17 protein-coding genes and 1 pseudogene are annotated in these 23,958 nt (G+C 35.9%); 11 read left to right on the plus strand and 7 right to left on the minus strand.

Annotation, left to right across the window (positions count from 1 at the left end; genetic code table 11):
* Positions 1-52: 52 nt before the first annotated feature.
* The 3 genes from WCQ00_01790 to WCQ00_01800 form a co-directional block, all read right to left on the minus strand.
* Positions 53-1,543, minus strand: coding sequence for a peptidoglycan-binding domain-containing protein (locus WCQ00_01790; protein ID MEI6042276.1), 1,491 nt, complete (start codon positions 1,541-1,543; stop codon positions 53-55).
* 44 nt (positions 1,544-1,587) lie between these two features.
* Complete coding sequence (locus tag WCQ00_01795; GenBank protein MEI6042277.1) at positions 1,588-2,337, minus strand: hypothetical protein; 750 nt, start codon at positions 2,335-2,337, stop codon at positions 1,588-1,590.
* Between the two features lie 82 nt (positions 2,338-2,419).
* The gene (locus WCQ00_01800) at positions 2,420-3,613 is read right to left on the minus strand and encodes a glycosyltransferase (GenBank protein ID MEI6042278.1); all 1,194 of its coding nucleotides are present in this window, start codon (positions 3,611-3,613) and stop codon (positions 2,420-2,422) included.
* Between the two features lie 136 nt (positions 3,614-3,749).
* Here WCQ00_01800 and pheS point away from each other — a divergent pair, with 136 nt between their 5' ends.
* Both pheS and WCQ00_01810 read left to right on the plus strand, forming a co-directional pair.
* Positions 3,750-4,529, plus strand: coding sequence for a phenylalanine--tRNA ligase subunit alpha (gene pheS / locus WCQ00_01805; protein MEI6042279.1), 780 nt, complete (start codon positions 3,750-3,752; stop codon positions 4,527-4,529).
* A 99-nt stretch (positions 4,530-4,628) separates the two neighbouring features.
* Positions 4,629-6,707 carry a phenylalanine--tRNA ligase subunit beta gene (locus tag WCQ00_01810; GenBank protein ID MEI6042280.1) on the plus strand — a complete coding sequence of 693 codons (2,079 nt, stop codon included), beginning with the start codon at positions 4,629-4,631 and terminating at the stop codon, positions 6,705-6,707.
* Between the two features lie 72 nt (positions 6,708-6,779).
* Here WCQ00_01810 and WCQ00_01815 read toward each other — a convergent pair whose 3' ends face one another.
* A complete protein-coding gene (locus tag WCQ00_01815; GenBank protein ID MEI6042281.1) occupies positions 6,780-7,319 on the minus strand; it encodes a hypothetical protein in 540 nt (179 codons plus the stop codon).
* 169 nt (positions 7,320-7,488) lie between these two features.
* Here WCQ00_01815 and WCQ00_01820 point away from each other — a divergent pair, with 169 nt between their 5' ends.
* Positions 7,489-9,654, plus strand: a complete 2,166-nt coding sequence (locus WCQ00_01820) for a DNA topoisomerase subunit B (GenBank protein MEI6042282.1) — start codon at positions 7,489-7,491, stop codon at positions 9,652-9,654.
* Positions 9,655-9,757: 103 nt separating this feature from the next.
* On the opposite strand, the gene WCQ00_01825 is transcribed toward WCQ00_01820, so the two are convergent.
* Positions 9,758-11,113 carry a CARDB domain-containing protein gene (locus tag WCQ00_01825; protein ID MEI6042283.1) on the minus strand — a complete coding sequence of 452 codons (1,356 nt, stop codon included), beginning with the start codon at positions 11,111-11,113 and terminating at the stop codon, positions 9,758-9,760.
* A gap of 67 nt (positions 11,114-11,180) precedes the next feature.
* On the opposite strand from WCQ00_01825, the gene WCQ00_01830 reads away from it, so the two are divergent.
* The 3 genes from WCQ00_01830 (at position 11,181) to WCQ00_01840 (ending at position 14,145) form a co-directional block, all read left to right on the plus strand.
* Positions 11,181-11,921, plus strand: coding sequence for a sortase (locus tag WCQ00_01830; protein ID MEI6042284.1), 741 nt, complete (start codon positions 11,181-11,183; stop codon positions 11,919-11,921).
* Positions 11,922-12,047: 126 nt separating this feature from the next.
* Positions 12,048-13,253: a hypothetical protein gene (locus tag WCQ00_01835; GenBank protein ID MEI6042285.1), complete on the plus strand. Its 1,206-nt coding sequence runs from the start codon at positions 12,048-12,050 to the stop codon at positions 13,251-13,253.
* Between the two features lie 256 nt (positions 13,254-13,509).
* Positions 13,510-14,145: a hypothetical protein gene (locus tag WCQ00_01840; protein MEI6042286.1), complete on the plus strand. Its 636-nt coding sequence runs from the start codon at positions 13,510-13,512 to the stop codon at positions 14,143-14,145.
* Between the two features lie 130 nt (positions 14,146-14,275).
* On the opposite strand, the gene thrS is transcribed toward WCQ00_01840, so the two are convergent.
* A complete protein-coding gene (gene thrS, locus WCQ00_01845) occupies positions 14,276-16,075 on the minus strand; it encodes a threonine--tRNA ligase (GenBank protein MEI6042287.1) in 1,800 nt (599 codons plus the stop codon).
* 177 nt (positions 16,076-16,252) lie between these two features.
* Here thrS and WCQ00_01850 point away from each other — a divergent pair, with 177 nt between their 5' ends.
* Entirely contained in the window at positions 16,253-16,750 is a 498-nt protein-coding gene (locus WCQ00_01850) for an NYN domain-containing protein (protein ID MEI6042288.1), read from the plus strand.
* Between the two features lie 190 nt (positions 16,751-16,940).
* Positions 16,941-18,398, plus strand: coding sequence for an ABC-F family ATP-binding cassette domain-containing protein (locus tag WCQ00_01855; GenBank protein ID MEI6042289.1), 1,458 nt, complete (start codon positions 16,941-16,943; stop codon positions 18,396-18,398).
* A gap of 21 nt (positions 18,399-18,419) precedes the next feature.
* On the opposite strand, the gene dnaE is transcribed toward WCQ00_01855, so the two are convergent.
* Entirely contained in the window at positions 18,420-21,908 is a 3,489-nt protein-coding gene (gene dnaE, locus WCQ00_01860; GenBank protein MEI6042290.1) for a DNA polymerase III subunit alpha, read from the minus strand.
* Positions 21,909-22,021: 113 nt separating this feature from the next.
* On the opposite strand from dnaE, the gene WCQ00_01865 reads away from it, so the two are divergent.
* The 3 genes and pseudogenes from WCQ00_01865 (at position 22,022) to rpmF (ending at position 23,755) form a co-directional block, all read left to right on the plus strand.
* Positions 22,022-22,732, plus strand: a complete 711-nt coding sequence (locus WCQ00_01865) for a ribonuclease HII (GenBank protein ID MEI6042291.1) — start codon at positions 22,022-22,024, stop codon at positions 22,730-22,732.
* Positions 22,733-22,735: 3 nt separating this feature from the next.
* Positions 22,736-23,551: a Bro-N domain-containing protein gene (locus WCQ00_01870; protein ID MEI6042292.1), complete on the plus strand. Its 816-nt coding sequence runs from the start codon at positions 22,736-22,738 to the stop codon at positions 23,549-23,551.
* Between the two features lie 42 nt (positions 23,552-23,593).
* Positions 23,594-23,755, plus strand: a pseudogene (gene rpmF / locus WCQ00_01875) (50S ribosomal protein L32).
* Positions 23,756-23,958: the final 203 nt, after the last annotated feature.

Genomic DNA, 23,958 nt, shown 5'->3' on the forward strand with positions numbered 1-23,958 from the left:
GTGTTTTTTTGATCCAAAATGTTGGATTTTGTTTTACCTATAATCTGCTGTCCTAATGAATCGGCTCCAGTGTTGAACCTATTCCTCTCCAGGTATCTATTACACCTATTGCAGGTGGTGTTGTATAAGGAACACACCCTGCTCCTACGTATAACATACATGGCACAGGGCTTCTGACATAACCGCCCATCACAGTTTCTCCAATTGTTGGATTGTAATTACTTTTTATCATTGAAACTCCTGGTTGAAATATTAAACTTATTGGTACCATGAGACTTAAATCATAAACTGTTATAAGATAGTTTGCACTACACGGACAGACCATGTTCATTATAACTCTACCTCCAAATTGACTGATTACCGTTTGTGAAGCTGCTGAGCCACCCATTCCCATAGCAGCTCCACCAATTCCTGCACCGATGCCAATACCTGCACCAATGCCAATGCCTGCACCTACGCCACCAATACCAGCGCCGGACGCAGTAGATCCTCCGCCAGTACTGCCCCCAGCACTGGTACCTCCCCCAATACCACCGCTTGCTCCTCCAATATTAACTTTTCCATTACTTAAGGTGTTGGTGAAATCAGAGACTTGTGCTTTTGCAGCATCTACACCAACACCTTTGCCACCTAAATAAGATGCAACATTAGCTCCAATAAAATCTCCACTGGTTAAGGCGACAACACCCATTAATGTATATGGTGCGACAACTCCCATTCCTGGTGATTTGCTAAGGATTCCTTGTGGATCAGTTGTTTTGTTTACTTGTGCGCTCCCATAATCACTAGGGACGGAGGTTGTGTTATTTGTATTACCTGAGCCAGAATTGCTACTAGAGTTACTACCTTGTATAGCTTGGTCTGAAGATGAAGAAGCTGTTGCTAAAGCTTGTTCGTACTGTGTACTACTTGTTGCTACGCCGGAGTAGTTGCTTAAAATCGCATCTAAGTGTAGTGAGTTTAAATAACTAAAATCAACGGTATCTGAAGAGCTTACACTACTGTTTGTATTATCTACAGACGATTGTTCGTTTAAGGTCTTATTCAATAAATTGCTATAATTTGCAATTAATCTTGCTTCTGTAAGTAGGACATTAAGCTTTTGTCTTGTACCTTTTCCGACAACACCAGTTGCCGCTGTTATGCCTTGGGGGTCTAGAACTTCTGATCGGTATACCGTCTGAAATCTTTTAACAGCAGCCTCTGTAATAGGCCCGTATGCTGATGTCAGCTCCGTTAGCGTCTTGTTTGGATTATCTGTTAGCGCAGTTCTTGAATCAGAATTTAAAATCCATTTAAGGTATTGCACATCAGGAGAAACAGGTACTCCTTTTTTAAGATTAATATTAAAAATAAAATCTTGGGGTAGTTGATTTAACCTTGCTACAAAGGCATTGGTTTTGGTGTTTAAATTAGCATTCACATCTGATCCTGTTGTAGATGCTATTGCGGTGCTGACATTGAGGTAGTTAAAGCTAAAATAAAATATCATCACTAATAACCCAACAAAAAATAACCCTTTTTTATAAACATTCGTATTCATAAAAAAATTATATCATGTTTGAGCCTTCTTGGATAAGTTCGAAGCTAGATTATCTTATCTAAAATAGATTTTGTTGTTGTAGCCTTTGACTTGTTTGCCTTTTGTAAATCTGTACGAGTTTTATCGATGGCCTCTAACTCTGGTATAAGTTTTTTAAGATCATCATATGTTCTGAAGCCTGTGATAGCTTGTTCTCCAATTATTACAGCTGGTAGTTGAGTTTCTGAGATTTTGTTAATAGACCTTAATGTATTAAGGGCTGATAATTGAAGGTTTGTATCAAAAGAATAAATTCTAACTTCTGGATACTTTTGTCTTAGTTCCGTTAATACAAAACCCATATTTACACATTGGGGACAAACATCTTTATTTCCATAAAAATACAGTATTGAAATAGGTTTAAAATCACATTTAACAGAAAGTCTTTGCATTAGAATATAATCCTTTATCTGAAGTAGGGAATAGTACTTCTTTAAATAAACAAGTTCTGCATTTTCTGCTCCTGTATTGTTTGCCTCCATATATGAAAGCTTTGTGGCCAGAGAATTGATTTCCTGAGATAGGATGGTGTCATCTACATTTTTACATGAAGCCTCCTTTAGAAGGTCAAATTGAGTCTCTGAGGATAGAATATCAAGAGCTATTTGATCCTGAACACTTTTTATGTCTGCTGTCTTTTTGCCATTTAATAGACTATTCACACCAAAGGCTGACGCGAATATAAGGGCTGTAATAAAGAATGAAATAATGTAGGTCTTCCAGTCGATTGGGTTTCTAATTGGTTTTTCGTTCATGATTTGTTTACTTTAATATTAATTACTCTCAAAGTCTAGTATATTCAGGGTGTGTTTGTGTGTTCCTTATATTATATCAAATTTAGCGCCAAGGAGCATCCTTTCTCCTTAATGTATTATAAATAGATGTGATTAGCCATAATGGAGAAATTAGAGAATAAAGAACAATAAAATAAACTATATCTATCATTTTCTTATCCTTAACTCCTGTAAGTTTCTTTCCATACCAGATTGCAAAAATAACAAGTACCAAGGTCACAAGTCCAACAATCGCTGTTGTTTGAATATTATAAAGCCACCAGTCTAGAGTGAACGCATTGATGTCAAAGTTCCAGCCCACTAGGTTTATTCTTTGATACGTTTCGAATATATTTTTAATCAACTTTATAAATGAATAACCTAGAAAAAAGACTGTAACGACAATTGAATACATAGCAACGGGAAGTATAAGCATTCCCAAATTTCCATACTTGGGATTTAGAATCATTCTTCTGTAATCTATTGCATTCTGAATAAATCCACCAGTCCATCTAACACGTTGTTTATATAGCCTATACAGAGTTCTTGGTCCTATTGTATAAACAATGGCTTTATGCGCATTAACAATTTTAAAGTGGCTTTCCTGTAGTCTAAGTGCCATCTCTAGATCTTCTGTATTGTGCGCATGCTTGTAGTTTCCAACTTTTGAAAAGACCACTTTTCTGAATATCGAGAAAGGGCCTGGTGTAACATACTGTGCATCAAGGAATCCTAGAATTTTTCTAGTAAATACCCCCATGTTATATTCAGCGTTTTGCATTAGCCCCAAAATAGTATCTGGATTTTGTATCTTTAACGATGGAGTAACCGCTCCAACATTCTTGTCCTCAAAATAGGGAATAATATGAAGTAGAGCATTAGCGTCAACTTCTGAGTCGGCATCCAAACAGCCAATCATCTCAGTTGTTGAATTTGCTATACCATAATTTAATGCTGTATATTTTCCACCATTTTCCTTTTGATGCAATAATATTTGTGGATAGTTATCATATTTCTTAACAACATTCCATGTATTGTCTGTTGAACCATCGTCAACAATCATTATTTTTAATTTTTCTGCAGGATAGTTTAATTTAAGTAATGACTCAATGGTTTTTTCAACAGTATTTTGTTCATTAAATACAGGTACTAATATAGTTACAGATGGATAGTCTGATTCGCTTGCATGAGTTTCTGTATGGCTTGGCAGGGCAAACTCTCCACTAATTCTTTTTCTGTTTTCTATAAGGGTCACCATTAGGAAAACGCTGTAAAAAACAATGAAAAACAGCGAGGAATAGTTGAATATTTCAATTATATATTGCATAAGTTGGCTAGTTCCTTATAGTATATCGGATTTAACGTTTTTTTCAATATAAGCTATACTAGACGACATGACAGAATCAAATACAAATAAGGTGTCAGACGATGTATCAGAGGGTATTGTTGATGGTGTTTTAGATCTTGATTTGGCTGGAAAGATTGGACACCTTCACCCGATGACACAAACTATTAATGAGATAACTAAAATCTTTGCAGAAATTGGTTTTCAGGTCGCAGAAGGGCCTGAGATTGAAACAGAGTTTAATAACTTTGACGCATTAAATGTTCCTAAAGATCACACTTCCCGTGATATGCAGGATACTTTTTGGTTGAAAGATGTAGGACCTGCTGGCGAGCGTCTGCTTCCTCGTACCCACACTTCTCCTGTTCAAATTAGATTTATGCAATCACACACCCCTCCTTTTAGAATTATTGCTCCAGGAAAGGTTTTTAGAAATGAATCAACTGACGCTACACATGAAGCTGAGTTCTTTCAAGTTGAAGGAATGTACATTGATAAGAACGTATCATTAGCAAATTTAAAATTTGTTTTAGAGTCTTTTGTTAAGAAGTTTTTTGGGGAGGGAACAGAGATGCGTTTTAGACCATCATACTTTCCCTTTGTTGAACCAGGGTTTGAAATTGATATTAGATGGAAGGACAGATGGTTAGAAGTTTGTGGGGCGGGATTGGTAAGACCAGAGGTTATGAAGGCCGGAGGAATTAATCCTGAAGAATGGCAGGGCTTTGCTTTTGGAATGGGATTAGACAGAATGGTTATGCTTAAATATGGAATTGACGATATTAGAAACATGTATTCAGGGGACTTAAGGTTTGTTAATCAGTTTTAAAATACGAACAAACGATTTTTAAGCGTAAAAATTGTGCCAAAATCAGCAGATTTTGGCCATAAACACACAAAATAAGAAAAATAAAATTAAAATACTAAAATGCTTATCTCACATAATTGGTTAAAAAAATATTTCACGGACAGCGCTCAAGCGTTGCCAGACATAAAAACGATAGAAAATACTTTTACTATGGGTATTTTTGAAGTTGAGGGAGTGGAGTCTGCAAAAGCAGGAGACTTAAGCGATACTATTTTTGATGTAAAAGTTTTACCTGATCGTGCACACTACTGTTATTCTCACAGATATGTTGCACAAGAGCTGGGGGCACTTCTGAATATTAGAGCAAACCTTCCTGTTTACGATTCTGCAAAAATTTCTAATCAAGTTAATGAAGAAAACACCAGTCTTTCTGTTGGTGTAAATGTTGTTGAAGAAAAAACTGGAGAAGGGAAGGATCGATTCGTTTGTCCAAGATATATGGCAAGACGAGTAGAAAATGTTGAAGCTGTTGCGTCACCACTGTGGCTAAAAGATCAATTGGAGTCTTTGGGACAGAGATCGATAAACGTTTTAGTTGATCTTACAAATTATACAATGATTGAAACAGGCCAACCTCTTCATGCTTTTGATGCCGATAAAGTGGATGGGCAAATAAATGTTAGATTTGCAAAAGAAGGAGAGATTATAATATTGCTTGATGGCACAGAGGTAAAATTATCAGCGGATATTCTTGTAATTGCCGATGATAAGGGTGCGCTTGCTATTGCTGGTGTTAAGGGGGGAAAGAAGGCTGAAGTTACAGCGGATACTAAAAAAATAATAATTGAATCTGCAAATTTTGATAGTGTATCTGTTAGAAAAACATCTCAAAAAGTTGGTATAAAAAATGAGTCATCAAAAAGATATGAAAACAAAGTGACACCAGAGAGAACTGCACTTGCCATGAATGCAATTTCAGAATCTTTAGCTTCAATTTTCCCGAATGCAAAATTTGGAAAAATTACAGATGTATTTTTGGGAAAAATGGAAGCGCAGGAAGTAAGAAGGCTTGATGTTTCTATTGATTTTATCAATAGTTCAATTGGTCTAACAAATAAAATTTCAGCTGATAAAATTATTGAAATACTTGGAAGATGTGATATTAAGGCTGAATTAGTTGCAGGAGATAACGATGGACTGACAATCCTAGTCCCAGAATATAGATTGGACTTAGAGATTGGATTAGATATTGTCGATGAAGTTGGACGCATTCTCAATTACATGAACCTTTCCCCAGTAGAATTACCTATTGAAAACAACAGACCTGTTTTAAAGAACTTTTATTACATGAATGCATTCAGAAAAGTGTTTCAAGAGCTAGGTTTTTCAGAGGTTTATACGCACTCGTTAAAAGAGCGTGGTGATGTTGAGATATTGAACCCTTTAAATATCGATAGGGGATTTATGAGAAATACTATTGGAGAGGGTCTTATAAAAAATCTTGAACATAATTTAAGATATTCAGATTTATTAGGACTAGATTCAATTAAAATATATGAGTCCGGAAGTATATTTGGGGGAAAGAAAGAAAGACTTTCTCTTGCCTTTGGAATTGCTAATACGAAAAAGGTGAAGGGTTATAACTTTGAAGCAGAGGCAGAGAAGATCTTCGATCAAATTATAAAGAACGATTTTTTTGCCAGTTCAGTTAGCCCAGAAAGTGCTGGTTTAAGTTTAGATATACTAAAGTCTTCTGTAAAATTTACTGAAGCAAATATTGGAACAGGAGGAGTAAGTGTCTTGGGAAATGTCTGTGAGATAGAATTACAAAATATCATAAATGTATTACCTGAGCCTAAAGAAGACATTGTATTTGAAACTCAAAAGGAGGTTAAATATAAAAAGTATTCTCAATACCCATTTATGTCTCGTGATATCTCAGTGTTCGTTCCAGGAGAAGCTGATCAAGCTGATGTTGTTAAGTCTATAATTACAAAGAATGGTACAGATTTACTATCAAGTATCAGATTGTTTGATGTATATACAAAAAATAAAGAAGGTGAACCTGTAAAAACTTCTTATGCACTAAGGCTTGTTTTTCAATCGGATGATAGGACTTTAGTTGAAGAAGAAATCAATTTAATTATGCAAAACATTACTGGGGACATGAATGGAAGGGGAGGTTGGGAAGTTAGATAAAAAATATAATAAAACACCCCTTCCGTCTGTCACACGGAAGGGGTTTGTTGTTGGATGAAGTGCGTCTTGCCATCAAGTGCCTTCTGGAAAAATAGGGGTTAGTCTCCAGGCGATTTGCACAACCGGTCCATCATTGTGTGCAAACATAAATGAGCGCCGTTCTTCCTCATTCGTCTTGTAGTCCGTGTTGTATTCACTTAGATGGATGAACGAACCATCTCCATCTGCGAGAAAAGCTATAAACAATTTTCCAAAATCCTCCTTGCTGTGTACGGTACACCCCAGATGCTCGGGCGCGTCATCCGGAAGAATGAGTTCAATTTGATCATCACCCCTCTTTAGGAAAGCATTTGACCCGTTGTTTTGTAGGCAGACATATTTCTGATTATCAACAAGGAATCTAACTTCCTCCTGCAAGCCATTGTGGGAATGTCTGGCTATGTGTTCTGGTTTTGCCTCCACCCCAGCTGCGACAAAGATTGCCGTGAGGTCACGCGTGAAGCGTGGAGCAATATATCTGATCATAATTATATTTTCTATTGCAAAAGAACGATACCTGCACCGTTCTCTCAGATTGAGTACTAGTTTTGTGTTGATTGTCCATGTGCCCATAGGGGAAGTAGGACCTGTAACGCAGGTTGCAAAACTATATCACATATTAATAGATTGGCAATGAGTATGGAGGTCTATTTTTTGCTATAATTATTGCATTATTACGAATATCGCTATAATATATAATCTCAAAATGAGATGTATGTTTAATTAAAAACCACATTTTTACATGGCAAAAGAAGAAAAAAAACCTAAGAAGGAAGTTTATGATGCATCCAACATTCAAGTTCTTGAAGGGCTAGAGCCTGTAAGAAAGCGTCCTGGAATGTACATCGGAACAACAGGACCTGAAGGTCTTCACCACTTGATTTGGGAAATTTTTGATAACTCAAGAGACGAGGCAATGGCTAATAGATGTAGTCGTATTGAGGTTGCTCTTTTGCCTGATGGATATGTGAGAGTGGTTGATGATGGTAATGGTATTCCTGTTGGAATCCACCCAAAGACAAAAGTTTCTGCACTTGAAACTATTATGACGGTTCTTCATGCTGGAGGTAAGTTTGATAATGAGGCGTATAAATTCTCTGGAGGGCTTCACGGAGTGGGGGCTTCTGTTGTGAACGCGCTTTCATTGCATACTGAAGTTATGGTTCATCAAGATGGTGGAATTCACATGCAGGCATACGATCAAGGAAAGCGTAGAGCTCCTGTAAAGAAGATTGGTACAACAAAGAATCACGGAACAATTGTAAAATTTAAGCCTGATGTTGAAATTTTTAAGGAGGGAATTGATTTTGATTGGAGTAAGGTTGTTAATCGTCTTAGACAACAAGCCTACCTAGTTAAGAAACTAGAAATTAATGTTATTGATGCCAGAGATTTTTCTGTAAAAGAAATAGATAGAGTTTTGGAAGATGCATTCTTTATTAAAGATCAAAAATTAAATGTTCCTTCAATGTCATTTTATTTTGAAGGAGGACTTAGATCTCTTGTTGCATTTTATAATCATACTCAAAAGGCAATTCATAAGAATATTTTCTATGCAGAAAAAGAGGTTGGTAATGTTCAGGTAGAAGTTGCTTTGCAATATATTGATGATATAGATTCAAAAATTGTTGCTTATGCAAACAATATTTTTAACTCAGAAGGAGGAACTCATGTTGCTGGGTTTAAGATGGCTTTAACTCGTACAATAAACTCTTATGCAAAGAAGAATAATTTAATTAAGGATAATGATGATTCATTAACTGGAGATGACCTGCAAGAAGGACTTGTTGCTGTGGTTTCAGTTAAGATGCAGGAGATTCAATTTGAAGGACAGACTAAGTCAAAACTAGGCTCTACGGAGGCACAGGGAGCTACGTCATCTGCATTTGCCGAAACATTCTCAATGTTCCTAGAGGAAAATCCTGATGATGCTAAACAAATCGTTCAAAAAGGAATTCTGGCTTTGCGTTCAAGAAAGGCCGCAAAGGCTGCTAAGGACTCTGTTCTAAGAAAGGGTGCGCTTGAGGGAATGACACTTCCTGGAAAATTGTCAGACTGTCAAAGTAGAAAAGCGGAAGAATCAGAACTGTTTATTGTAGAGGGAGATTCTGCTGGAGGAACAGCAAAAATGGGACGTGACCGTAAGACCCAAGCTGTACTTCCATTGCGTGGAAAGATCCTAAACATTGAGCGTGCTCGTCTTGATAAACTTCTTGCATCAGAACAGGTACGTAATCTGGTTATTGCAATTGGAGGAGGAATCGGAGATACATTTGATGTAGCTAAAATCAGATATCACAAAATTATTATCGCTACCGATGCCGACGTTGACGGTGCCCATATTCGTACACTTATATTAACTTTGTTCTTTAGATATTTTAGAGCATTGATTGATGGAGGATATGTTTATATTGCTCAACCACCACTTTATAAAGTTAAGAAGGGAAAAGAAATACATTATTTTTATGCACAAGAAGAATTAAATAATTTCCTTGCCAAAGAAGGTGTTGATCCAAGTGCTGTAGAGGTAAGTTCTGAATCATTGCCTGACGATGATGTGGGGGTAGATGAGGTTGGAGGAAATTCTGAAGAGGATGACGCATTAGCAGTGGATGCAATGGGCATGGTTATTAATGGAAAAGGAGCCAAGGATGCTAAGGGTAAGAAAGGAGTAGTAGAAAAAGCATTAGCAAAAATTTCTGTTCAGAGATATAAAGGTCTCGGAGAAATGAATGCTGAAGAGCTTGGAGAAACTACTATGGATATTCATCAGAGAATTTTGAAAAGAGTTACCCTTGGCGACATTGATGAAGATAGTAGTACAATAGATACTTTGATGGGAAATGATGTTCCAGCAAGAAAGACATTCATTCAAACGAATGCAAAGATGGCTAACATTGATGTATAAGGGTTTTGGAAAATGGTGGGGATTGTAAGACAAACAAAAAAATCGCAGTGATGCGATTTTTTTGTTTACTTTGTTGTTGAGTGATGTTGTGTATGAACCTTGTTTAGTAGTTCACAAAGAATGACTGACTAATAGTATTGTCACCTTCATTGGACTCAGTAATATTATTTGATGAATCAACATTTATTGTTATATAGTTTGATCCATAAGTTAAACCATCAAATGTTGTTGTATAAGTTTTAGTTTCTCCAGGTGCTAGTCCACTTTCAGGGTTTGGTGTCGTGAATGATCTTGAGCCATCACTATTGTAGGTATAACCATTGTAATATGAATTATTATTATAATAATTATTGTATGTGTTTGGTCCAACTAATTGAGATTTCCAGAACCAACTTGAAGTATAAGTAGAGCTATTATTAGTTACTTCAAACTTAACGGCAACCTTGTCTGATGTTCTTAAATATGAGTTTTGTGTAAATTGATTGTAAGTATCTATTTTTCCAACAGCTATCATCCTGATTGTTAGATTCGGTGTTCCGTTATTGTATCCATAATTGTTGTTGTAGTTACTGTTATAATTATAACTATTGTTGTAATTATTATTATAATTTACATTGTTATAGTTATTGATCTGATTTACGTTCAGAGCAACACTCGCTTGATTATTATTTTTACTAGTTTCGATTATTGAACCATTTGGATCAATTGAAACTGTAACCTGTTGATTAAGTCCAGCAGCAGGAGTATTAAACACAGCCTGACCTGATACAGCAGCTCCTGCGGGTATTGATCCTGATGAGAGTGTTTTTACTTGGTCATTTGCATTTGAGGATGGCACATTAACTTTCATGCTCCATGGACCTGATGGTCCTTTTCCTTGGTTTTCAACTTTAAATTTTATTACAACGGTATTTGATGTTGTAAAATTATTTGTCGCAACAAAAGCTCCATTAGAATTATTTGTTCCAATAGATGTAATTTGAACTGCAAGATCTGGAGTTCCAGCTGTTCCTGCTATTTTTTGATTACTATTGTTTATTACAGCAGAATTATTAGATGTATTGTTTGTTTGAGTATTTGCTCCAGGTTTTGTTGAGGTTGATACTATAAACGTTGGTTGTGTCTCGCTAGCTTTCTTTCCTCCAAAAAGACTTGCAAAAAAACCTTCGCTCTTTGTTGGAGTAGGGGAATTGTCAGTGACTGGAGCAGTTTTATTATTTGTATTATCTAGAGTTATACCGCTACTTGTTGAAGTATTTCCTGTAGAGGTAGTCACAGAATCCTTACCATCAGAAGGGAAGAATGCTGATGAAACTGATATTGTTGCATTTGCCATTGATGAAAGAACCTTTGGAACAACACTTACCATAAAGAAGCTCAAAAATACTAATACTAATATAATGAATGATATTACGAGTACTCTCGTAGATGATTTAATAGCTAATTTTGCTTTTTCCATAATCTGAATACTATATCATATAAACCAATATTGTCAATATTTATTATTTAATATATAATAGTCGTATATGGATCAATTTGAATTAAATATAAATACGAGTGAGGCTAATAAAACCAGTAAAACCGCAAAGACAAAGACTGTGTCTAAAAAACTTATGGAGCGGTATGATGTGTTGTTCATAGTTGGATTTGGATTGGCTTTTCTGACGACCTTGGTAGTATTTTCGATTTTTGGCCTAATTCCAAAGGAATTAGCTGTTTCACCCTCTGGTAATTCAAGCAACAATTTGAGCCTAGAAAGTCAATCAAATACAAGTTTGTTTGGTGTTGATTTCACAAAAGGAACTGATAAAGTACAAAAAATAACCACAATTTCTAGTGATGATTTACCTGTTAGAATCGTAATTGAAAAGGCTGGAGTTGATACGAAAATAATGAATCCAGAGTCATCTAGCGTAACTTTTCTAGACAATGAACTATCAAAGGCCCCAGTTAGATACCCTGGGTCAGGGACTCTTTCCTCAGGAAATATCTTTGTATTCGGGCATTCTACAGGCTTTAAGGTGGTTCAAAATCAAGCCTTTAAGGTATTTAATAATATTAAGAATTTAAAGAATGGAGACCAAATAATGGTATATTCTCAAAGCGGAAAAAGTCATATTTATAGCGTTACTGATGTGAAAGAGGTGAGTAAAAATGACACATATATAAAATTTGACGCCAGCAAGCCAAGTATTACTTTATCTACCTGCGACAGCTTTGGGCAAGCGAGTGATCGATACGTGGTTAGTGCTGTTTCAAGTCAATAATTAGTGTTTTTTACACAAATAAGGCTTATAATATGGCTAATTTGACTTATCGGCCAAGGAGTAACGTATTTATGGAAGGCTAAAACTATTGACAATATAGTTATTTTGGTATATAATATAACTACTATGTTTAAGATCAACAAAACAACAAAATACACAATTTTTGCATTAGCTGCATTCGTAATGTTCACAGCAATGCCAATTACAGCTAAGGCTGGAGAGGATGATGGATATTATTATGGCTCAGGGTATGAAGATAGTTTTGCATGGGATAATACTTCTTATAGTTCCGATCAATCAACTTCATATTATCCAAACTATGTAGACTATACTACACCGTCATACACATATTCAGAACCCTCAGTATCATACGTTCAACCAACAACATATTATGATAATTCCTATTATCCATCATACTACTCAGATTATTCATACGGATATAGTTCAGGATGTTCATCATGTTCAACTGGAGGATATGTTTATACACCAGCACCTCAAATAGTTTACGTACCAAATACACCAGTAGTTCAACCTATAGTTACTCCAGTTTATAATAACTTAACTGCATCTTGTACTATAAATCCAAATAATGTTTACCTAAATGATTCAGTTACACTTTCTGGAAATGCTGCCGGAGGTAATGGGTCATATTCATATTTTTGGTCAGGATCAGATGGTATTTCAGGATCTTCACAAGTAATAACAGGTAGGTTTACAAGTATCGGATCAAAAACTGTTTCTCTAACAGTTACTTCAGGAAACCAATCGGTTACAAGATCATGTAATGCATATGTAAACCAAAATACTAATTACAACTATAATAATAATTACAATTATAATAGTAATTATACAAATCTAACTGCAATATGTTCAGCGCTGCCAACAAATGCAAATGTTGGAGACAATGTTATATGGACAGTATACCCAAATGGTGGAAATGGTGCGTACACATATTCTTGGACAGGAACAGATAGTCTAAGTTATGGTAATGCATATCAAATTCAACAAAGATATACAACTCCTGGGACAAAGACTGCAAATGTTACTGTTTACACAAATAATGGCCAATCAGTTACAGTTTCATGTAATGTTAATGTAACTGGATCAGTAGTTGCAGGAACTCCAATTTCAGGAATTTATCTAAATGAAGTACCAGCGACTGGAATTGATTTCAACATGAAGGTTGCTCTGTATGTTATTGGATTAACACTTTGGTCAGCCTTTGTAGGATTCATGCTAGTTTCAAAAAGAAAAACGAAGCTTGCTCTTGCAAACAGATCAAAGATAGAAGACTTCAAACAAGAAAATCTTAGAAAGAAAGGATTACTGTAAGATTAAAAGTCTGTCCGATTGGTAGGTTGGGGGAATGACCCATAGAAAAACTTTGACTTAAACATCTTACATAGAAAATAAAAATACCACGCAGTAATGTGTGGTATTTTTATTTGTCTACCTGTACATAGGTAAAATAACGAGCTATATAGTCTCAACTATAGATTTAAGGCTGTTGACTATATCCTCTATGGGTGTATTATTTTCCTGAATTCGCTCATTGAATCTGAAATAAAAACAAACAATATTCATTAAGATGAAAAACATTTCATATAACCCATCTGTTTTTTTTATAGCTTCCTTCGTACTCGCTACGGGGGCAGTATTCATTGCTTTGCTTGTGTATATGATAAGGCTAAGTAATAGGTGTGCTCACTCTAGAAGAGCTGTTAAGTTTACCCTGGATCGTCTCAAGTCAGATAATAAGGAGGCTTACAACCTGGAAATTTCAGGAGTAGGAAATTGGGGCGACTGGGATGCTAAAATTGTACAAATACAAGAGCTCATGGAAAAATCATTGCGTACAAATCTTCTTCTAGGTAAAGGGGGAGAAGCTTATACTGTTATGTGTATTTTTCAGGAACTTGAAAAGGAGAACTGTGGAAGTCTTATTGCGGATAGGCTCAGTCTTCAGCTTGCCTGGAGTGATGAAGATGACGAATCAACGCTCGCTTGGTTTAAAAAAGTTGTACAGTTCTATGTAGATACGGTTGCCTCAAAAGTAAGACATCACTCAAAGGTTGATGGTCCGGATGATGCTGGTGATAAGCCTATTGAATCTATATCAAAGAACCCGTCTTATATTCTCTACAATCACATATTGCATGGATTTAGATTTCTCATAGCAGATTGTCCCACGGGGGTACATGCCCTAGATGACAAGGGGGACTGATTGGATGTTCCAAGTTTTTATGATTATGAAACCACTATGTGGCAAAATACCCCGGGCGCGCTAGCGCGCCCGGGGTATTATTCTGTCCTATTAATATCGTCGAAAAGCTACAGTGCAAATCCAATATAAACTAGTCTAGTTTTCTATCAGATTTTTCTGTACTTATCTTTTCTATGAAAGCATCAACACTCATTTGTCCAAGTTTTGCATCATTTCTTCCTTCAACAGTTACTGCTTTTGCTTCAATTTCTTTATCACCAATGACTAGTACATAAGGAATCTTTTCTGTTTTAGCATTTCTAATTTTCTTACCCAGACTTTCATTTGATTCATCAAGTTCAACTCGTATATCTGCTTTTTTAAGTGCGGTATAAACTTCTTTTGCATACTCAAATTGTCTCTCACCAATTGGAACAACTTTAACTTGAACAGGGGATATCCATACTGGAAATGATCCAGCAAAGTGCTCAATCATAACTCCCAAAAATCTCTCAAGTGATCCAGCAATAGCACGATGAATAACCACTGGTGTTTCTTTTTCACCCTTCTCATTGATGAAACTTAATTCAAATCTTTTTGGCATATTAAAGTCACATTGAATTGTTGCAAGTTGCCATTCACGACCAATCGCATCCTTAAACATAAAGTCTAATTTTGGTCCATAGAAAGCTGCCTCACCTTTACCTTCAAAGTATGGAAGTTTTTCTTCCTCACAAACTTGTCTAAGAGCTCCTTCTGCTGTATCCCAGATTTCATCTCCACCTAGATAACTCTCTCTGTCAGTATCACCTCTAAGTGAAAGACGAACCTTGTATCCATCGATCATCCCCATTGTAATGTAGAAGCTTTTGATTATTTCAACAATTGTTTTAACCTCTTGCTGAATTTGATTTGCTCTACAGAAAAGGTGTCCATCATCTTGTGTAATAGCGCGAACTCTAGTTAATCCACCCAATTGTCCAGTCTTTTCATCTCTATAAACTGTTGCCGGTTCAAAGTATCTAATTGGCATATCCCTATATGAGAACTGATTATCAGCAAATAATTGCATGTGATGAGGGCAGTTCATTGGCTTCATGTAAAAGTCTTCCTTACTTGTTCCACCGTGTACTGCAAACATATCTGCTAAGTAGTGAGCGCCGTGTCCTGATACTTCATATAATTCTGCCTTAGCAAGGTGTGGAGTCCAAACTCTGTCATATCCGTTATCTTTGTGAAGTTCCCAAAGATATTCTTCTACCATCTTTCTTAAAATCATTCCTTTTGGTTGGAATAGAGGAAGACCTGAGCCAACAAGATCTGAAATTGTGAAAAGTTTTAATTCTTTTCCTAATTTTCTGTGATCACGTTTTTTTGCTTCTTCTTGTTGATTAAGAAAAATATCAAGTTCTGCTTTTGATGGAAATGCAAAACCGTAGACACGAGTTAACATTTTATTCTTTTCGTCTCCTCTCCAATAAGCACCAGCAATTTTATTCAATTTAAATGATAGTGGATCAATAGTTGAAAGATCTTTTGCGTGACCACCACGACAAAGGTCTGTAAACTTACCTGAAGTATAAAGTGTAATTTGCTCTCCTTTTTTGGCGATTTCTTCAATCAACTCTAGTTTGAAAGGATTACCTTTAAAAAATTCTCTGGCCTCTTCTGGTGTAACATCTTTGTGTGTAAATTCTCCTTTCCATGTTGGAAGAATTTCACGCATCTTATCCTCTATTGGTTGCAAGTCTTCATCTTTAATTGCTGTCTCAAAATCCATATCATAGTAGAATCCATTTTCAATTGAGGGTCCCAAGGTAACTTTGGTTGTTGGATATAACTCTAGGGTGGCAGCCGCTAGAAGGTGAGAGAGGGAGTGTCTAATTGCCTCTATGGAATTATTATCTGCACCGTTTACGGCGCTGTTTTGAACATCGTTTATATCTTTCATAAGTTACAGAATAGCAGTATTTTGGGGAATTTGGAAGGGTTCCATTTTTGTTGCAACTCACCTTTATAATAACTATATTATGGATGCCTTATTGACATTACTACATAATAAATTCAGCTTTTCTTTAGGATTTATTTATTAAAATTTTAACTCTATTGTGTAGTATAGATAATATTAATGCCTCTACAGTCAAGAATAAACATGTACATTGATAGTGCTAATTTACATAAATCCGCCAAAGGACTGGGTTTTGAAATCGACTATAAGAGATTAAGAATCTGGCTTAGCCAGAAATATAATATAAATAAATTTTACCTCTTTATTGGATACATGGAACAGAATCTGAAAACATATGAATATCTAAAGGGGTGCGGTTTTAATATAATATTCAAACATACATTATTTATTGGAAACAGTACAAAAGGTAATTGTGATGCTGAACTAGTTTTAAAAATAGTATCCGATTATTATGAGAAGTCTTTTAGTAAATGTTTCCTAATTACCGGCGACGGTGATTTTGGCTGTGTTGTGGAATTCCTACGAGACAGAGGTGTTTTTAGTGCACTAATTTCACCAGATGAAAGAAATTGCTCGTTTTTGCTTAAAAATAAAAATATTGAAATAACATTTTTAAATCATCATTATTCTAAATTTTCTATAAAGTCCAAGTTGTAAAAATAAAAAGGCCCTCGATGCAGACGCATCTGCATAAAGGTCCCTTTCTTCATATGCTCATATTATATAAAAAGGGAGGGTGTGTTGTCAAGCAAAAGCTTTGAAAAACTGGCGTTTTAGGGTAAGCTATAGACCTGTTGCTAAATACGTGTCACTAAATTCGCGATAAAAGGCATCCAGCTTACATTATATGGCTCAAAATGAAATAATAATTAGATTTGATAAAGTGTCTTTTGAATATGGACACAATAAACCAATCCTTGAAGAGGCTAGTTTTTCTGTTGCCGGAGGTGCAAAAATAACTTTCATGGGCCAAAATGGTGCTGGTAAAACTACAATATTTAAGTTAATAACTGGGGATTTTGCACCCGAGTCTGGAAATGTTCACATCGGACATGGTCTAACTATAGCAATTTCAAAACAGGTTATTCCAAAGGCTGATATGGAATTGAATGTTAGAGAATATTTTGAAAAGTGTTTTGATAAGAAGGTTTATGACATTGATCCAAGGATTGAGGATATTTTAGAAGTTGTTAACCTACATGCTCCACATGATAGAATTGTAAAATCTTTCTCAGGGGGTCAACAAGCTAGACTGCTATTGGCGTCTGCATTAATTCAAGATCCAGATATTCTTCTTTTGGATGAGCCTACAAACAACTTGGATAAGGAGGGAATCGCACATCTTACAAGTTTCATTAAAAATTATAAAAAAACAGTTATAGTTATCTCCCACGATGCTGATTTCTTAAATGCATTTACAGATGGAGTTTTGTACTTGGATATTTTTACAAGAAAAGTTGAACAATATGTTGGTGACTACTTTAGTCTTTTGAAAGAAATTAAAGCAAGAATCGAAAAAGAGAACAGAAAGAACGCCATGCTTGCAAAAGAGATTCAGGAAAATAAAGACAAGGCCAACTTCTTTGCAAACAAAGGAGGTCAAATGCGTCTTGTAGCAAAGCGTATGCGCGATAGAGCAGAGGAGCTTGAAGAAGAAAAGGTGGATACGAGAAGAGAAGATAAAACTATTAGACCTTTTATTATTCCATCACAACCTGATATTGCAGGAGAGCTTTTGCATATTAGTTCTTTTAAAACCTTTAATCCAAAGACTCACAAGGTTCAAGAAAGAAAAGTAAATATTGAATTAAGAAAAAAACAACACATGCTTTTGGTTGGTCCTAATGGAATTGGAAAAAGTACACTTTTGGAGTCTCTTGCTTCAATGACAAATCCAGATGCAAAAATTGCAGATGGTGTTCGTGTTGGATACTACAGACAAGACTTCTCTACATTGAACTTCTCAGATACTGTCTATGAATCTCTAAATGGTGTAATGCAAAAGAAGAGTGAAGAGGTACTTCGCTCTACTGCAGCTGGATTTTTAATTAATGGAGAAATGATGAAGACAAAGATCGAGTCTCTTTCTGAAGGTCAAAAAGGTTTAGTTGCTTTCTGTAGGCTTATGTTACAAGAGCCTGGTCTTCTTATTTTGGATGAGCCAACAAACCATATTAACTTTAGACACCTTCCTGTGATTGCAGCTGCTCTTGATAAGTATGAGGGTGCAATGATACTTGTTTCTCACGTTCCAGAATTTGTTAAGCAAATTAGAATTGATGAGATATTGAATTTGGAGAAGTAGTTGAAAATATCAAGTTACGGTTTAGTTCAGCTCCTTCACCGTATCTATAATAATAGAAGGTGTTCCATTTCTGTTGGAGGTTTTACCTTTTACAATTACACATTTTTCTTGCACTAAACTACTCTTTAGAAGTTCATAGGTTTTTGGGAATACCACAGCCTCAATCACTCCTGTAAAGTCTGCAATTCTCAGGAACATCATTTTCACTGTAGGATCTTTTTTTGTTGCAATTTCTTTTGCATCTTCAATAATGCCGGCAATAATTACAGGCGTACCTTCATCGTCAAACTTTTTTTTGTTTTTATCGTATGGTTGTTTTCCACTCCATCCACTTCCTTTATTTGCGCTTTGTGATTTTTTTGCTTTCTCCGCAGCTAGTCTTTCTTTTTCTGCTTTTTCAGCTTTGAATGCATCACTCATCATTGCATCCAGTGCCTCCTGTGCGCTTCTTGCTTCAATCTCCAATCTTTCTTTTTCCTCTTCCTCGGCAATTATCTCCAGAACTTTAGCGATGTTCATTTCTCGCTTATCAAGTATTTCTCTATATTTATCAAGCGGATGGCCAGACAGATATAATCCAAGTAACTCTTTTTCCCATGCTAATTTTTCTGTTTGGGTAGCATGTCCAAGTTCTTGAAGTTTCAAATGTGGCCCGTACCCGCCAATTTTATTTCCTTCAGATTCTTTGGTTACCGTTTCAAACATTGAAAATAATGACTCCTGATTCTCAGGTCTAGATTGTTGTTCCTTATTGTATTCAAGTAAGTCCTGTGTATTTGCAATCATTACTCCACGGTCGCCAAAAATATCCATCGCTCCAGACTTAACCAATGCTTCCAGAGATTTCTTGTTTAGATTTTTATTCTTAATTCTATTTAGAAAATCTTCAAGGGTTTTAAATTTACCGCCACTTTTTCTTTCTTCAATAATTACATCGCCAATACCTTCACCAAAGTTTTTAATACTATATAGTCCAAATCTAATTGAGTCAGGAGTTTGATTTCCATCACCGTCCATTCCACCACCTTTAATAACAGTAAAGTTTCCAAAACTCTCATTTATGTCAGGTGGAAGAGTTGGAATATTCATTCTTTTACACTCATCGACGAAGGTTGAAATTTCAGCAACATCTCCACGTGCACCAGTTAGAATGGCTGCCATATAAATTGCAGGGAAGTTGGCCTTCATGTATGCCGTTTGATATGCGAGTCTTCCATAACTTGCGGCATGAGCTTTATTGAATCCATAAGCTTGAAACGGTTCAAATAATTTCCAAAGTCTTTCAGCAAAACCTTTTGTCTGACCACGCTTAATAATACCTTCAGTTAATTTTATTTTCTGATTGGCCATTTCCTCTCTATTTTTCTTTCCAACAGCCTTTCTGAATTTATCAGCTTCAAGCCATGAATATCCAGCAAGCTCAATCGCAGAGAACAGCAAGTCATCCTGATAAACAATAAGACCAAAGGATTCTTTCAAATACTTCTCCATTCTTGGATCCTCATATTTTGTAAGGCGAGGGTCATTTTTTCTTCTAATGTATTCAGGAATAGTTTCCATTGGACCTGGACGATATAAAGCAACCATGGCGTTGATGTCATGAATTGATGTAGGCTTCAATTCCTTTAGGAACCTTGTCATTCCGGATCCATTTAATTGGAATAGTCCAATTGTTTCTCCACGAGCAAGCATGTCAAAAGATTTCTGATCATCCAGTGGAATGTTTTCTAGATCAACTTTTATTCCTTCAATTTTTTCCGCTAGTATAATTGCATCAGCAAGTTGTGAAAGATTTTTAATTCCAAGGAAGTCAAATTTCATAAGACCGGCATTGTTCTCATCAACAGAACGCATGTCGTACTGTGTAATAATTCTGTCTCCTCCTTTTGGATCAAGTTGTAAGGGTACAACATCGGTTAATGTAATAGGGGAGACCACAACTCCAGCGGCATGAACAGAAATGTGTCTAGCGTTTCCCTCAAGTCTCTGTGCCATGTCAATTATTATTCTGACTTCACCGTCTCTTTTATAAAGCTCAGCAAGTTCTGGGGTTTCTAGGATTGCACGTTCAATTGTCATGGCAAAACCCTGTTGACCCATGGGAATTAGTTTTGATATTTTATCTCCTAATGTATATGGGTATCCAAGTGCGCGTGCAACATCTTTAACAGCACCGCGGGCCATCATCGTTCCAAATGTTCCAATTTGAGCAACTTTATCAGCACCGTATTTATCACGAGTATATCCAATCATTTGATCACGCCTATTGTCGGCAAAGTCCATGTCGATATCCGGTGCAGAAGGTCTCTCTGGGTTTAGAAATCTTTCAAATGGAAGTTTGTAGGCTAGGGGATCTACGTTTGTAATACCTGTTAAATATGTTGTTATGGAGCCAGCAACGGAACCTCTAATGTTAGTTAGAATTCCATTCTCATGAGCATATCTTAGAAGGTCCGCAACCACCAAGAAGTATGCCGAATATCCTTTTGTTTTAATAACCGAGAGTTCAAATTCTATTCTTTCTTTTGCTTCATCTGTCATTTCCAATCTTCTTCTTTTGATTCCTTCGTATGTTAAGTAACTAAGCTCATCATCAGCGGATCTTCCTGATTCAACAACGTATTCTGGAAACAGCCATTTTCCTAATGTAATTTCTAGATTACATTTATCCATTATTTCTTTGCAATTTAAAATTGCTTCTGGTTCATCTTTAAATAGTTCATCAGCTTCTGCTTGATTGATGAAGGAAAAATCCGCCTCATCATCTCTGTTTCTTTCTCCAAATTGGTCTGCAATCTTCATCAAGACATCACGAGTTTTACTGTCCTCCTTTTTTATATAGTAGGTGTCATGTGCTGCAACAAGTTTGATATTTTCTTGTCTTGCAAATTCAATAAGTTGACGCATCTTTTCCTCATGACCCTCGATTTCTTCGTGATGAGTAATTTCAATATAGAAATCATCGCCAAAATGTTTTTTATAAAAATCTGCTGTTTCTTTTGCGTGTTCGCTATTGTGTCCAACTAGAGCTTGGGACAATTCACCGCTAAATGACGGCATAATGCAAACTAAGTTTTCCTTATATTTTTCTACAAGCTCGCGGTCAATTCTTGGTTTATAATAAAAACCCTCAAAGTTTGCTGCTGTTGTCAGTCTAATTAAATTTCTGTAACCGTCCTCATTTTTTGCGAGTAGTATAAGCCTACTTCTTTTGTTATCTATTCTTGGCTCTTTGTCATGTCTTGTTCTCGCTGCAACGAAAAAATCTACACCAATGATTGGCTTAATATTTGCGTCTTTACATTTCTTGAAGAACTCAATAACCCCGTACATGTTTCCAGCATCGGTTAATGCAACGGCTGGCATATTATTTGCAACAGCAGCTTTAATTAGGTCTTTAACTTTTGGTACCGCCTGAAGGAGACTGAAGTGTGAGTGATTATGAAGGTGAATGAATGGGTGCTTTGGTGTGTTGTCTTCTATTTTTGTTTCGATTTTTGCGTCTGCCATATTATATATTTGTTTTACGTCGGTCAGGAGGTGTCCTAAGACTCGCCTCCGTTTGGTATGACGTTTTTTGTGTTTTTAAAGGTATCGAAGTAACATATGTAGTATAAGCTTTTATGAAGAAAATCCAAAGCCCTGAAATACCAATAAAAAAAGGTCTTAAAAAGAGTAAACTCTGGCTTATTGGAATTGATGAAGTTGGACGGGGTCCTTTAGCAGGTCCAGTTACCTTGTGCGCTTTTGGTATTCAGACATCGGATTCTGATTTCAGAAAAAATTTTTCCACAAAATATCCAAATTTAATACTAAATGATTCCAAAAAAATAACAGAAAAAAAGAGAGAGCAAATAGATAAGGCTTTGAGAAATGAAATTAATAAGAATAAAACTAATGAGCCTTATAAATTTTTAATAAAAAGTAAGAGTGCAAAGGATATTGATAAACTCGGTATCTCTATTTGTATACACGAAATCATAAAAAATCTTCTGAAAAACTTTATAAAATCTTTAGGTATTTCAGAGGGTCAAGTTTGTATACTATTAGATGGAGGGCTCAAAGCTCCTCCTGAATTTGTAGATCAAGAAACCCACATTAAAGGTGATGTAAAATTTGCCGTTATCTCAGCTGCTTCAATTTTAGCAAAAGTGCACAGAGATAGATATATGCGAAACTTATTAAATAAAGATAAAAATCTAGCAAAATATGGTTTTGATATTCACAAAGGTTATGGAACAAAAAAACACATAGAATCTATAAAGAAAAACGGCTTAAGCAAGGAACACAGAATAACATTTCTAAAAAAACTGATAACATTTAATAAAATATAAAATATGGAAACAACAAAAATCTCTTTATTTAAAGGCAAGAAAATAAGAAAAACACTATTTCAAAATGAGTGGTGGTTTTCTGTTACGGATGTAATTCTGGCTCTTACTGATAGTGCAGATTCCCGTGATTATTGGTATAGAATGAAAATAAGGGTTAAAGAAGAAGGCGGTTTTCAACTGTCGACAATTTGTCGACAGTTGAAATTACCAGCCGAAGATGGAAGGATGCGAGAAACCGATTGTACTGATACTGAAGGTATTTTTCGTATTATTCAATCAATTCCATCAATAAAAGCTGAGCCATTTAAGCGGTGGCTTGCAAAAGTTGGTTATGAGCGAATACAAGAAATAGAAAATCCTGAATTGGCAACTAAAAGAACGAGAACACTTTACAAACTAAAGGGATACTCAGAGGATTGGATAGAAAAAAGAATGCGAGGGATTGCTATTCGAGGAGAACTGACAGACGAATGGAAAAATAGAGGGGCAAATGAGCAAAAGGATTATGAAATCTTGACCGCTGAAATATCTAAAGCTACTTTTGGTGTTACGCCAAATGAATACAAAAAAGTAAAAGGGCTTAAGCGAGAAAATCTGCGTGATCATATGGATGATTTTGAGTTGATTTTTACAATGCTGGGTGAACGTTCAACCACAGAAATTCATAAAATTGAAAATTCAAAAGGAGTTTTAAAACTAGCAAAAGATGCCAAACGGGGTGGGGGAATTGCTGGTGTTGCTAAGAAACAATTAGAAAAAGAAATTGGTAGATCTGTAGTATCAAAAGACAATTTCCTACCAAAGAAAAAAACACCATAAATTCTTGCAAAAACTCCAATAATAGGATATTATTCGGTTTATATGGTAAATCACATGAGACACACACCCGGTCACACTGGGAACAGAAGAAGTCACCACGCTCTAACAGCAGTGGTAGCAACGCTGTGCAAGGATTGCGGAGCTCCAAACAGAAAGCATACAGCTTGCTCAAATTGCGGTAAGTACAAAGGAAGAGATGTACTAGGAAAGAAAATCAAAGCTGCAAAACTTACAAAAAAGGAGAAAAAGGCAGCAGCCGCAGTAAAAGCAAAGGCAAAACCTGCAAAAGTAGTTAAGGCAAAAGTAGCAAAAGTAAAGGCCGTAAAGCCAGCAAAAGCAGTCAAAGCAAAGAAATAATTTATAAACAGTCTCGGCAACAGCACCTTAGCACCTTCATCAACAAATAA

Source organism: bacterium (assembly GCA_037127815.1).
GTDB lineage: Bacteria > Patescibacteriota > Minisyncoccia > Phycocordibacterales > CAIZLB01 > CAIJKW01.